The organism is Floridaenema aerugineum BLCC-F46, from assembly GCF_041929345.1.
Lineage (GTDB): Bacteria > Cyanobacteriota > Cyanobacteriia > Cyanobacteriales > Aerosakkonemataceae > Floridanema > Floridanema aerugineum.
This window is the reverse complement of the sequence record NZ_JBHFNQ010000016.1, coordinates 1-12,568: the sequence shown is the minus strand read 5'-3', so window position 1 is coordinate 12,568 and position 12,568 is coordinate 1. Positions and strand designations below refer to the sequence as shown.

16 protein-coding genes are annotated in these 12,568 nt (G+C 40.7%); 13 read left to right on the top strand and 3 right to left on the bottom strand.

Annotated features, from left to right (window positions below; genetic code table 11):
• Positions 1 to 21 precede the first annotated feature (21 nt).
• The 4 genes from ACE1CC_RS02020 to vapC all read left to right on the top strand — a co-directional run bounded on the left by ACE1CC_RS02020 (position 22) and on the right by vapC (position 1,505).
• Complete coding sequence (locus ACE1CC_RS02020) at positions 22 to 249, top strand: hypothetical protein (protein WP_413268804.1); 228 nt, start codon at positions 22 to 24, stop codon at positions 247 to 249.
• On the top strand, positions 239 to 655 hold the full coding sequence (locus ACE1CC_RS02015) for a putative toxin-antitoxin system toxin component, PIN family (RefSeq protein WP_413268803.1): 417 nt from the start codon (positions 239 to 241) through the stop codon (positions 653 to 655). Before ACE1CC_RS02020 ends, ACE1CC_RS02015 begins: the two co-directional genes overlap by 11 nt.
• Before the next feature lie 243 nt (positions 656 to 898).
• Entirely contained in the window at positions 899 to 1,111 is a 213-nt protein-coding gene (locus ACE1CC_RS02010; protein WP_413268802.1) for a type II toxin-antitoxin system VapB family antitoxin, read from the top strand.
• Positions 1,098 to 1,505, top strand: coding sequence for a type II toxin-antitoxin system VapC family toxin (gene vapC / locus ACE1CC_RS02005; RefSeq protein ID WP_413268801.1), 408 nt, complete (start codon positions 1,098 to 1,100; stop codon positions 1,503 to 1,505). The genes ACE1CC_RS02010 and vapC overlap by 14 nt, the downstream gene beginning before the upstream one ends.
• Positions 1,506 to 1,524: 19 nt before the next feature.
• Here vapC and vap15 read toward each other — a convergent pair whose 3' ends face one another.
• Complete coding sequence (gene vap15, locus ACE1CC_RS02000; RefSeq protein ID WP_413268800.1) at positions 1,525 to 1,761, bottom strand: type II toxin-antitoxin system VapB15 family antitoxin; 237 nt, start codon at positions 1,759 to 1,761, stop codon at positions 1,525 to 1,527.
• Between the two features lie 60 nt (positions 1,762 to 1,821).
• Positions 1,822 to 2,175: an NACHT C-terminal alpha/beta 1 domain-containing protein gene (locus ACE1CC_RS01995; protein WP_413268825.1), complete on the bottom strand. Its 354-nt coding sequence runs from the start codon at positions 2,173 to 2,175 to the stop codon at positions 1,822 to 1,824.
• Here ACE1CC_RS01995 and ACE1CC_RS01990 point away from each other — a divergent pair.
• Together ACE1CC_RS01990 and ACE1CC_RS01985 are read left to right on the top strand one after the other, a co-directional pair.
• Complete coding sequence (locus tag ACE1CC_RS01990) at positions 2,101 to 2,265, top strand: hypothetical protein (RefSeq protein ID WP_413268799.1); 165 nt, start codon at positions 2,101 to 2,103, stop codon at positions 2,263 to 2,265. The genes ACE1CC_RS01995 and ACE1CC_RS01990 overlap by 75 nt on opposite strands.
• 212 nt (positions 2,266 to 2,477) lie before the next feature.
• Positions 2,478 to 3,452, top strand: coding sequence for a hypothetical protein (locus tag ACE1CC_RS01985; RefSeq protein ID WP_413268798.1), 975 nt, complete (start codon positions 2,478 to 2,480; stop codon positions 3,450 to 3,452).
• 183 nt (positions 3,453 to 3,635) lie between these two features.
• Here the strand turns inward: ACE1CC_RS01985 and ACE1CC_RS01980 are convergent, their stop codons facing one another.
• Positions 3,636 to 3,989, bottom strand: coding sequence for a DUF433 domain-containing protein (locus ACE1CC_RS01980; protein ID WP_413268797.1), 354 nt, complete (start codon positions 3,987 to 3,989; stop codon positions 3,636 to 3,638).
• A 138-nt stretch (positions 3,990 to 4,127) separates the two neighbouring features.
• Here ACE1CC_RS01980 and ACE1CC_RS01975 point away from each other — a divergent pair, with 138 nt between their 5' ends.
• The 7 genes from ACE1CC_RS01975 to ACE1CC_RS01945 all read left to right on the top strand — a co-directional run bounded on the left by ACE1CC_RS01975 (position 4,128) and on the right by ACE1CC_RS01945 (position 12,297).
• Entirely contained in the window at positions 4,128 to 4,658 is a 531-nt protein-coding gene (locus ACE1CC_RS01975; RefSeq protein ID WP_413268796.1) for a hypothetical protein, read from the top strand.
• A gap of 70 nt (positions 4,659 to 4,728) precedes the next feature.
• Positions 4,729 to 6,009 carry a glycosyltransferase gene (locus ACE1CC_RS01970; protein WP_413268795.1) on the top strand — a complete coding sequence of 427 codons (1,281 nt, stop codon included), beginning with the start codon at positions 4,729 to 4,731 and terminating at the stop codon, positions 6,007 to 6,009.
• 35 nt (positions 6,010 to 6,044) lie between these two features.
• Positions 6,045 to 6,524 (top strand): ester cyclase, encoded by a 480-nt coding sequence (locus ACE1CC_RS01965; protein ID WP_413268794.1) that lies wholly within the window; start codon positions 6,045 to 6,047, stop codon positions 6,522 to 6,524.
• A 59-nt stretch (positions 6,525 to 6,583) separates the two neighbouring features.
• On the top strand, positions 6,584 to 7,390 hold the full coding sequence (locus tag ACE1CC_RS01960; protein ID WP_413268793.1) for a creatininase family protein: 807 nt from the start codon (positions 6,584 to 6,586) through the stop codon (positions 7,388 to 7,390).
• 72 nt (positions 7,391 to 7,462) lie between these two features.
• A complete protein-coding gene (locus tag ACE1CC_RS01955) occupies positions 7,463 to 7,894 on the top strand; it encodes a DUF2358 domain-containing protein (protein WP_459563783.1) in 432 nt (143 codons plus the stop codon).
• Between the two features lie 210 nt (positions 7,895 to 8,104).
• Positions 8,105 to 9,637 (top strand): exosortase O, encoded by a 1,533-nt coding sequence (gene xrtO, locus ACE1CC_RS01950; protein WP_413268792.1) that lies wholly within the window; start codon positions 8,105 to 8,107, stop codon positions 9,635 to 9,637.
• Complete coding sequence (locus ACE1CC_RS01945; protein ID WP_413268791.1) at positions 9,634 to 12,297, top strand: TIGR02921 family PEP-CTERM protein; 2,664 nt, start codon at positions 9,634 to 9,636, stop codon at positions 12,295 to 12,297. The genes xrtO and ACE1CC_RS01945 overlap by 4 nt, the downstream gene beginning before the upstream one ends.
• The last annotated feature ends 271 nt before the right edge of the window (positions 12,298 to 12,568 follow it).

Below are 12,568 nucleotides of genomic sequence, written 5' to 3'. Positions count from 1 at the left end.
TTCAAAGGATTAATCAGGACTATGGCAATCATTACCATTCAAGTTGATGAAGAGATTAAAACAGCATTTGAACAGGCTAATCCTGAGATTCAGAAAAAGTTGAGCTATATTGTTCAATTGTTTTTGAGAGGAAATTTTCACAATAAAAGTTTAACTGAAGTTATGGCAGAAATTTCTGACAAAGCACAACAGCGAGGCTTAACGCCAGAGATTTTACAAGAAATTTTAGCAGATGATAATGAGGAATAGATTTGTTGTAGATACGAATGTTTTAATCAGTGCTTTACTGTTTAAGAATTCAGTCCCATTTCAGGCGATCGAGTTGGCAGAAAAACAAGGAATAATTTTATATTCTGAAGCAACTTTAAATGAATTAGATCGAGTCTTGAGTCGGAAAAAGTTTAATAAGTATCTTTCTTTAGAAGACAGACAAGTATTTTTGCTTAAATTTATCAGCGCCTCCGAGTTAGTCTCTATTATAGAAAAAATTGCTGTTTGTCGAGATGAAAAAGATAATAAGTTTTTAGAATTGGCTGTTAGTGGTAATGCCAATGTAATTGTTACGGGTGATTTGGATTTATTGGTATTAAATCCTTTTCAAGGAGTAGAAATTCTGACTCCAGATATGTTTATTGATAGATTTAGTGAATTGTAAATTGATTTAGCGTTAGTTGGGGAGGGTTGAGTTTGAGTTATTATAGCATTGTTATAAACTAAGCTTCTAAAATAGTCCGTTTTACCCAATTCATAATAGTTTGAATTAGGTGCGGTTCTTGGGGTGAGAATGTGGGAATGTTGGTTTCGGTGAGTTGGGTTTGCAGGAGTTGGGGGAGTTGGGCGAGGTTGACACTTAGAATCTCACAATGCCATAATCAGAGAATTAAATTAATAATTAATTATGACAATTAACATTGAACTTAACGAAGAATTGGTTAAAGAAGCCTTGCGCTTAACCAACTTTAAAACGGAGAAAGAACTGATTGATTTTGCATTGCAAGAATTAATCCGTAACCGGAAAAAGCGAAATTTACTCGATTTAAGCGGACAAATTCAATTTTCGACTGACTACGACTATAAGGCTTTACGGTCAAATCGAAATGTTTCTGATTGATACTTCTGTTTGGATAAGTGTTTTTCGCGATAGGACAGGTACAGTACGTCGATCGCTCGAAGCAATCATCAACGATCAACCCATTTTTTTGAGTCGATTTACTCAGACGGAACTTTTGCAAGGTTGTCGAGACGATCGCGAGTGGACGCTATTAGAAACTTATCTTCAAGATCAAGATTATATCGAGCCAACTTCTAATACTTGGATAGCTGCTGCTCGGATTTACTATGATTTGCAACGACAGGGGTTAACGGTTAGGAGTAGTATTGATTGTTGTATTGCCCAATTAGCGATCGAACACCAACTCACTCTAATTCATAACGATCACGATTTTGAAACAATTGAAAGGGTGAGAAGCCTTAATAGTTTACGCTTTCGACCTGACAATAATTAAACATTGTTGTAGCTTCACTTTAAGAGGCTGGTTTTCTGGCATAAATTTCGCTTCTAACTGCTTCAACTTCTTCTGTAATAGTTTCTAAAGAGAGTTCATTGGTTTTGAATGACTCTAAAAGGGCTGTTAATTTACTATTTAATACTTCTTTTTCAAGTTCTTGGCTTAACAGCAATTTTTCTGAATATGGGAGTTGTTGGACTAAAGCTAAAACTTGTTCAAAGTTCAGGGAAAGTTGATAGTTGGCTGGAGTCATTGTTCGTTACGGTTAGGGTTTATTGATATTTTATCTCAAACTTTTGGATTGAGGATGGTTTCATGTCTCTAAAATAGTCCGTTGCAGCCAAGTAATAATAGTTTGAATGAGGTGTGGATCTTGGGGTGAGAAAGTAGGAATGGTGGGATGGGGTGAGTCGGTGATAAGGCAAATTGTCGCGTCGAAGCGATCGAGAAAATCGAGAAAAGTTTGGCTAAAACCTTGGGGTTTCGCCTCTTCGTAGAAAATGAGGATGGGGTGTTTTTCCCAGTCTAGGAGTTCCCAGTAGATTTTGAGTTCCGTGAGGGTGCGGGGTGTGCCTTCTGTGGATTTGGGACAGTGGTGTTTTTTGACGAGTTGCAGATAGATATCGGTGGCGGGGCGATCGCGGTTATCGAATTTGCTACCGTCGATGCAGAGGAGTTGCAGGGTTTGGTGGAGGTTGGTTTGGGTGATTTGTCAGGGGATGCTGATAATTCTGGACTATACGGAAGTCTTTGTTAGAAAAATTTTCCTGACAGGTGACAAGCAAATTAGAAAAACTACTAAACAAGGGTTGCAGTTTAACGACCTCAAAAAAGATCAGATCGGGTCAACTTATAAGGATCAAGGGAACACTCTCCATCGTCCTTGTCAATAAGCCTGTCATAATCGCTGCTATCTTTTTCGAGTTTCAGGAAATTCAACCCTTGACCTGTCAAATTTTCAGAGGTGTTATGATGCTACCACTCATTGATCTAATCCAAAGTTCTGTTAGCAATAAATCGTTTGAGTACCAAGAAAATCACACTGGTGTTCACGGATGGTTGCGTAACAGGAAAGGAAATATTTTTTATATTGAACGAGGAGCTACTGCTACTGCCAGCATCTCTATTTTGAGTGGGACAGAGATACAAGTTTCTATCCCCTATTCAGCATACTATGAACGACAAATCTATTGGGGATTGCAAAACGAATATCAAACGGAACCGCACGGTCCGAGGGGGAGATATAACTGTAAGGTAAGTTTCATACCCTTCATTAATATTCAATTCCTTGGGATCTCTGATTTTGGTCCGGTGAATGATCCAGGGCATGATTCAAATGTGATGACTGTTCGTGGCTTAGAGAAACACATTATACCAAATCTGCATAATTCATTGAGAAATCATGGGGGGATTGAAAATGAATTACTTGATTTGCATAATAAGTTAACCACTAAGTTTAAGGAATTAACCAATTCCGATCCATCCAAAAATGTTAAATATGAGTTCCATGCTGAAGTTGTCCTGTTTATTGAAAGCAACAATGGTAATGTTATTGGTCAAGTAAAAAATGAGGATTTTATGGGAGATACTTACCACGGCCCTAAGTATGACCAAAAAGGGTCACAGATCCAATTTATAGATACAGCACAAGAGGGTAGTAAGCCCACGTTTACTCAACATATTTACTCCGCCGAACAAAAACAGACTCTAGCTGAAGCAGCCAAAGAAATTCAAAACCTTCTGAAGCAGTTAGAGGCAACCAATCCTGCTGCTACTGAGGGTGAAAAGATTGCCTATGTCAATGATAAAACTACTCCTAGCCTTAAGAGTCGTTTTGTTGGTGCATTAGAAGCTGGTGGTGAAGCTGCTATCGAAGAATTTTTGGATAACCCTTATGTTAATATTGGCAAGGCTATCGTGAAGGGCTGGATAAAACCAGAATAGGTTGTAGTGTGATGTAACATAAGAAGTCACTGCACCGGAACTTGCCAACTTCGTTCGATGGATTGCAAAGATAGAACTTACGCAATATAGCCATATTCAGTAGTTTGTAGGGGCAATCCACCTGTGATTGCCCCTATCCATAGTTTAGGTTTATCAATTGCCTCCCGTTGGTCTAAAATCTCCTCATCCGCCTTCCAGCGATACACCCAATCCACAAACTGCATCATCTTGGTGGGAAGCAATAACTCGATCGATTTCTAATTTATTCTTTTCATAATAAGCCTGTACTGCGCTCAAATCAGATAAAGTTAACATGGGAAAATTTCGCAAAATTTCTTGATAATCTGCTCCTTGCTGTTGTAAAGAAATCACAGTCCAGACAGGTATTCTCGTATGACGAATGCAAGCATGACCCCCACAGACTCCTGCTGTTTTTTGAATCATTCTATTTTGTAATTTATCTTGTAATAAAGCATACTCTTCTACATCCAGAGACTCGATTAACAGCACTAAAGAATCAACTAATTTAACATTCATAAGTTTTTGTTTATAGCTTAAACAAAATTATAGCATTGAGTTTTACCAGCTTGCTACTTAAGATTAATTTAATGTGCGATCGCCCCACCAATCATGATAAAATAATCAACATTATTTACTCTCCCTGCACAAATCACTATGTACCAACAGATTTTGCAAGTTCTAAATAACTCTCGTTTCACTACTCTAAACTCAGTTTTAAGTTTATTCATACTTTTATCTTTTAACTTACTCTTAACTGCAAAAACTCAAGGGCAATTAACTCCTAATCCAAACATTCCTATTTTCCCAGGCATTACTATTAACCCGCAGTTTCGCCCAGATCCACAAATTGTGCGGGGGATTAGTGGGGGAATGGAATTTGCTAGGGAAATTGCTGGTCGAAGAGATACAGAAATTGGGCCTTGTACGGGGTTTGTCGATCGCAATCCTAATCACACATTACTAATCACTTCGCCTTTAAATTATTTGCGAGTTCAAGTTATTAGTCCCGCCGATACAACATTAATAATTAGTGGCCCCGGTGGGACTTGGTGTAATGATGATTATCAAGGGAAAAATGCGGGTGTTGCTGGACAATGGTTGCCAGGAACTTATAGTATTTGGGTTGGTTCTTATCGGAAAGATAGATATGCGCCTTACAAAATTTTGTTTTCTGAGATAGAGTAGGTTTTTTTGGAACCGCAGAGACGCAGAGGACGCAGAGGAAGAGAAGAGAAATTATTGATGAGGTAAAAGAGTGAGTCGAATTGTTTTAACTACGATCGGTTCTTTTGGTGATTTGCATCCGAAAATTGCGATCGCACAAGAATTAAAAAAACGCGGTCACAATGTAGTGTTTGCCACTCACAAAGAATATCAAAACAAAATAGAAGCTTTGGGGTTTGAGTTTCATCGAATGCGCCCTGACAATACTGCTTTGAACGATCCTGAAGAAATGGCGCGAATGATGGATTTAAAAACAAGTACGGAATATATTATCCGCAATTGGGTTTGTGCAAATTTACGCGAAACCTATACAGATGTAATGAACTGTGCCAAAGATGCAGATTTTATTATTATGGGTGAAGGAGTTATTGCGGCGCGATTTGTTGCGGAAAAATTAGGGATTCGCTGGGCAAACGCTGTCCTACAACCTGCCGCATTTCTATCTGTTTACGACCCATCAGTTATCCCTGTGTTTCCGTTTTTATCTAAGTTTCGTGGGCTTGGTTCGATCGCTAATCGAGGCATCATTCAATTATCAAAAATAATGACTAAATCTTGGGCCGAACCGATTCATCAATTACGACGAGAACTCGACTTACCTCCCTTAGTTGGCAATCCCTTTATTGAGGATAAATATTCTCCTTTTCTTGTGCTGGCAATGTTCTCTTCAGCATTCGCCAAACCTCAACCTGATTGGGCAAAAAATACAGTTATTACAGGGTTTACTTTTTACGATGGTAGCGACGAAAAAGCAGAACTTACACCAGAACTTAAGCAATTTTTAGAAGTAGGTGAACCACCGATCGTTTTTACTTTAGGTTCAGCCGCAGTTATGGCACCTGGAAACTTTTTTCAGGAAAGTATTCAAGCGGCAAAGTTGTTAAATCGTCGTGCAGTTTTGTTGATTGGTAAAAATGCACCTCCAGAAAATCTTTCGGAAAAGATGATTGCGGTAGGTTATACTCCATACTCGCAAATTTTTCCGCGTGCTTGTGCGATCGTCCATCAAGGCGGCATAGGCACAACCGCACAAGCTTTACGGGCGGGTCGTCCAACGCTTATAATGCCTTACAGCCATGACCAACCCGACAATGCCGCAAGAGTTGAACGTTTGGGAACTTCCCGCACTATTCCCCGCAAGCAGTATTCAGCGGCAAGAGTAGCCAAAAAGTTAGGTGAATTGTTAGAAAATCCCAGTTATGCAGCTAAAGCAACAGAAATCGGGCAAATTATTCAAGCTGAAAATGGGGTTTGTGTGGCTTGTGATGCGATCGAAAAACAACTTCCAACAGTCCCAACTTTCTCACAATAGGAAAGTGTACAATTTGGTTCAAAACGAAATTCACTATGCTGATTGAACAAAACAAAGCCCTAGTTCTCCAGTTCTACAAAGCCTTTGACGATCGCAAAATCGAGCAAGCTTTGGATATTTTAGCTCCCGATTTTACCGCTCATCTAGCAGGTATTCCAAAGCCACTAAATTGGGAAGAGTTCAAGCAGTTTGGGATGTCGTTTTATTTAGCCTTTAGCCAAGGACAACACACTTTTGATCAAGTCATTATTTCCGGCGATAAAGTTGTGACGCATGGAACATTTACAGCAACGCACTTGGGAGAATTTCAAGGTATTCCGCCAACAGGCAAGCAAATCAGCTTGTCAATCATGCACATTGATAAAGTCGAGAACGGGAAAATTGTTGAGCATTGGGGGCAAGGCGATGCACTTGGACTGATGCAGCAGTTAGGAATCGTTTTCTTGCCGGGGCCAAAATTATTGCCACAGATTCTAAAAGGTGGTGTATCCAGACTGTTTAAAAAATCTGCTTAAAAGCGCACTTGGCATAAGCAAGAAATAAAAATGCTAACTTTATCTATTAATTTCGGACGATGCACAGTTTCATTCCCCCAAAACGTTTTTTTCCTTATCTAACTTGGAAAGATGTCCAAGAAATGCCAGATAAGGCAAATGTAGTGTTAATTTTGCCTGTGGGTGCGATCGAACAACATGGCCCTCATTTACCATTAATTGTAGATGCTGCGATCGGTGTCGCCGTATTAGGTAAAGCCTTAGAAAAATTAGACTCAGAAATTCCCGCTTTTGCTTTACCAACTCTTTACTACGGTAAATCAAACGAACATTGGCATTTTCCCGGTACAATTACTCTCAGTTACCAAACATTAATTACCACGATTTCCGAAATCGCTGACAGTATTTACCGGGCAGGTTTTCGCAAGTTAGTATTAATGAATTCTCACGGGGGACAACCACAAATTATGGAAATAGCGGCGCGAGATTTACACTTAAAATATGATGATTTAATGGTTTTTCCCCTGTTTACTTGGCGAGTTCCGCACCATGTCGGCGAGTTACTAACTCCAAAAGAAAGAGAATTCGGCATTCATGCGGGAGATGCCGAAACTAGTTTGTTGCTGTCAATTTTGCCAGAACAAGTAAAAATGGAAAATGCTGTTACTGAATATCCCCCAGAAATCCCAAAAGATAGCCTGTTAAGTATGGAAGGAAAATTGCCTTTTGCTTGGGTAACGAAAGATTTAAGTAGCAGTGGTATAATTGGCGATCCAACTACTGCGACTAGGGAAAAGGGCGATCGCATTTTAGAAGATCTTTCCAACGGTTGGGTAAAAGTAATTAAAGATATCTACACTTTCCAACAACCTAATGCTTCTACATAGCAATTGGAAAAACTTTTTTTTCTTCTCCTCTTTCTTAGCGTCCTTTGCGTCCTTTGCGGTTAAAAAAATATTGTGGAATATCAACAGCAGATACAACAAGTAATTACCATCCTCGAAAAAGACCTACCCACCCTTTTCGAGAAAGACATTTCATACAATATCTACACCAAAGATATCTACTTTCAAGACCCTGTTAACAAATTCAAAGGCAAATTCAATTATCGAATTATCTTTTGGACATTGCGATTTCACGGAAAGCTATTTTTTACCGAACTTTACTTCGATTTGCATGACGTGAAACAAACCGCCGAAGATATTATTTTGGCAAACTGGACTGTTAGAGGAAAATTACGCCTTCCCTGGAAAGCTAACATATTTTTTAACGGTTACTCAACATACAAATTAACCAAAGAAGGCTTAATTTACGAACATATCGATACCTGGGATCGGCAACCAAGCGAAATTTTAAAACAATTTTTACCGAAAAAAAACATCGATAATTAATATCGATTACCTAAATAGACATCTCTAAAAAAGAATGTAGAGACGTTGTATGCAACGTCTCTACATTTAGCTCTGTGACACTTTATACGAACTTTATCTGGAATATCGCCTACAGAAATTGAAGTTAGCAGAAATTTGACCGAAAAATGGGGCGACTCACTCGCAACATTTCTAGAGAACTGTCAGAAAACTACTGGAAGTGTAGACAGTATGATTAGTGAAGAAAAGTTAATTCGCTGGGAAACCAAGCAAGATGTAAATTGGGTAACTTTTGGCGGAAGTTGCTTAGTCATCTTGAGTTGGCTGTACTTTAATTTACCGAGTTTGCAATGGTTGGGAAAAACCCTACTAGAAGCAACTCCTTTTACTTTAATTTTAGTAGTACTGGCTGGGCTACTGCTGATTATTCAAGGATCGCGGCACTTTGAAAAACAGAGTTTTTCAGCAGTTCCGATCGTGCGTCGCCTGCCTTTAATTATGATGATGGGAAGTGCGATCGCCTCCATCATCATCCCCCACTTCCTCAACATCGAACAGCTACCCGTCTTTCTGTTCATTTTAGGAAGCTACGGGCTACTGGGGCTTTTCTCTCACCCTGAGCGTTGGCGAAAAGGGTTAGCTATAGCAGTCACCCTCGCCTTTTTACTAACCTTCAGCATTCAATTTAGTAAAAGTTTAGGCTTTCCTGTCCGTTTATTAACTGCTCATGCGATCGAACGTATTCTCGCTCACTGGCACATTGCCGCAGTTTCTTCCGAAGATATCATTGTCCTAGAAAACGGCATTGCCCACGTCGATTTACCTTGCAGTGGCATGAGAAGTTTATGGGTAGGAACACTATTTCTCCTAGCAGCAACTTGGCTAGAAAATCGCCGCATTGGGCTACATTGGTTACTCGTTTGTGTCGCTAACATTGTCCTTTTAATGTTGGCTAATATTGGTAGAGTGCTAGCATTGGTTGTCACAACTTACACTTTCAAGCAACTAGAACTCGCCCACATACTGCACATACCATTAGGCATCTTTGGGTTTAGCATTGCTTGTTTGCTGACTTGGTTACTCTTGCGAGGCGTACCATTGGGGAGCAGAGGGGCAGAGGGGCAGAGGGGCAGAGGACAATTTAGCTCTCCCATCTCCTTAGATACTTCTAAGCGTAATCCTTACTTAGTCCAAGTGGTGCTGACTGTTTGTATATTGGGATTGACTTTCATTCCCCATTCACCATTAAAAGCAACAGCTGTACCTTTAACAAATGTGCAAGCTTCCTTGTCTTTTCCGCTGCAAAGTGTTTCTTTGACAAAGGTTGAAGAGGAATTTTTTGCAGGTTATCCAGGTACAACGGCACAAAAACAGCGATTTGAATTTAATGGCGTTTCCGGCTCCATGTTACTAGTTTCCAGCAACACTAGGCGAGCACAACACGCCCCAGAACAGTGTTTAGCTGGTATGGGATTTCGGGTAAACAGCATGGAACAACGGCAACTCACCCCTGATATTACAGGACGTTGGCTATCGTTAAATGGAGGAACTCGTAAAGCTGTTTATTGGTATCAGTCTTCCCAACGCACTACGGATGATTTTATTTCCCGGATGTGGGGAGAAGTAACGCGCCGAGAACCTAGTTGGGTGATGGTTTCAATTTTATTTGACCAATCCTATCAACCTGATAATCCAGAGGTTGTAACTTTTCTGAGTGAAATTAATCACGCTCTCGCCCTTCAATTTTCAGGAGCAAGGCAATGAAAAAGGCATTTCCAGTTTTCTTTTGGGTATTTAATGTAACCCTGTTGTTAATCGTTTACCTGGGATATTTACCTTATCTTGCTCCAGCAATAATTACAGATGCGATCGCCGGACAAGTTCCCTTCAATTTTCTTATCCCTTTTGTTGGGTTAGTTGGCGTACCCACAACTTGTACCGTAATGGGCGCACTTCCCAAACAACAACAATCTTCTTCACCAAAGCGATTTACGCGATCGCTCTCTCTGTTTCAAATATTTTATGGCATAGAAGCGCCCTTTCTCTTGTTATGTCTGTTACGCTTCTTCGGACTGCGAGATTTAAACCCAGCAACGACATTAATATTACTCACTGGATTGATCGGAACCATTGCCTTTACCCATTGGTTACTTACAGCCAGTCACCCAGAATCAAATAACACAAATTTGGGGCATTTGGTAGCCCATACCCTACTATTGGGAATAGCAATTTATCTGTTAACTGTAGCAGCATTTTACCTCTTGCCCATTGCCCTATTTAGTCTCATCCATAGCGTAAATTTAATAGTTTTTGCAGTCATTTTACTTCCCCTAACAATCTTAGTAATTGGATTTTGTACTATGCCTTGGGGAATGGCAAGAACTTACTATCATGCTTGGAGGGAAAGCTTTAATCAACTTACCTCTCGCTATAGTCGGGCTCAAACCATAGGATTAACAGCGATCGTTGTTGTTGCTTGGGTAGGACTTTTTGCCCTTGTTCAACCACAACCTCAAATTGAAGCATTCAAACTACTGGAAACGCCGCCAAAAACGGAAAAAGCTCGACAAGAGTTGCTGCAAAAATCTAACGTGATTCGCGATGGACTGCTCACCGCTTATCTAGCATCCTACCGCTATCCCCGGTTTAAGGATGAGAGTATCTATTATATGTATCGGTGGTTAGTGCCGGAAAGCGGTGCGAGAACTTTGCAGGCGATGTATGACTTCCTGACTTCTCCTTTTACTTACAAAGGTGAGTATCAGGATCGGGAAAAAGCCGCAGAACTCTATGCTCAATTTTTCGATACTCCCATTATTCGCGGAGAAAGACCAGCCATTGAAAAAGCACTGCAATCTACCTTTATGCGAAATGAAGCGAAAGCAGGATTGATGGATGTTAATAAACAGCGGGTTTTACTGGCACAACAACAGATAACTGTTAAACCCCAAGGCGATTGGGCAGATATCGAAATTTACGAAGTTTACCAGAATCAAACTTCTAACCTAGAGGAAATTCTCTATTACTTTTCTTTACCGGAAACGGCGGTAATAACTGGAGTTTGGTTGGGTGAAACTGGCGATCGATCTTTGAGTTTTCCCTTCACTGTTTCCCCTCGTGGCGCAGCCCAACAAGTTTACAATCAAGAAGTCGCCCGTCGCGTCGATCCTGCTTTACTCGAACAAGTGGGCCCCCGTAACTATCGTCTGCGTGCTTTTCCGATTCCCCAAAAAGGTCGGGGAGAAATGCACCTGTGGTTAACTTACAAAGTACTCAAACAAAATGATACTTGGCCTTTACCTCAGTTGGAAGAACGGCGCAATCTTTACTGGAATTCTGCCACTCAACGAATGATTAATGGTAAGAAAGTAGCAGCAAAAGATCGATGGCTTCCTGACTCTCTCCCAGCAAAAGATGGACAACCAACTCTGCATCAAGTTGCCTTACCAGGAAACTATTTAATCCAAGGAAAACCCTTTGATGCCGAATATAAATTACCTCAAAATCAACGGTTTGCGGTGATTCTCGATGGTTCTTATAGTATGAATGCCCATCGATCGGATGTGGTAGCAAGTTTTCGCTGGTTACAAGAACAAGTTCTCCAGCAAAATACTGCCGATCTTTATCTCACAGCGGCGCAGGGAACACCAAAACGCTTAGATGGTTTACAAGGTTTTAAACCCGATCGAGCAATATTTTTTGGTACACTTGAACATCGCCAAATGTTGCAACAGTTCCAGCAATTACAGGGAAATAAATCTTACGATGCGATTATCTTGTTGACAGATGCCGGAAGTTACGAACTCACAGAAAATAGTAAGACGGTACTCAAGCTATCTGCGCCTTTGTGGATGGTGCATTTAGGTAGCTTTCCCGCTGCTTACGATGATGCGACTTTGCAAGCACTTCAAGATAGCGGCGGCGGTGTCGCGGGTGACATTAAAACAGCGATGCAGCGGATTGGTACGCAGCCTACTTTGGGAACTTCTTTGGTTAATTTAGTAGATGGCTATGCTTGGTTTATCAGTCAAACTACGGAAGCGCCGCAAGCTGTTGGTGGATTTTCTCCCATAGCTGCACGTCAATGGGTAACGCATTTAAGTCGCCAAATGCAACCAAAAGATGTGAAACAGTTGGATGCGATTCATGGGGTGGCGAAGCAGTATGGGATCGTCACGCCTTATTCTTCGATGATTGTCTTGGTGAACGATCGTCAACGGGAGGATTTAAAGCGGGCGGAACAAAAAAGCGATCGCTTTAATCGTGAAGTAGAAGATCAACAGTTGCCTCAACCTAGCCCATTGGGTGTTCCGGGTGCTCCTGTTTCAGCGGTTCCTGAACCTGCGGAGTGGTTGTTGCTTTTGGTGGGTGCGATCGCACTTGCCTTAGTTTACCAGTTCCGTCGCAGCACACAGCTTAATTAAAACAGTAGGGTGCGTTAGTGAAACGTAACGCACCATTCCCTCTTTTTCTAGGTAAATTGTGGCGCTTTAGTGCTATTATCTAGCGCTAAAGCGCCACAACTTACTTTTTTTTAAAGCGATGCAATCAAACTTGGTATTGTAAAACTTCACTTAATTTGTAGTCATTTATAAGCTAAAATAGTTAACAATTATTTTACTTTAACCCTCAAGAATCAATGACCTGAGTTATCAGGGTGAAATGTCCCGGGACTCTAAGCAACCACTAGTACCA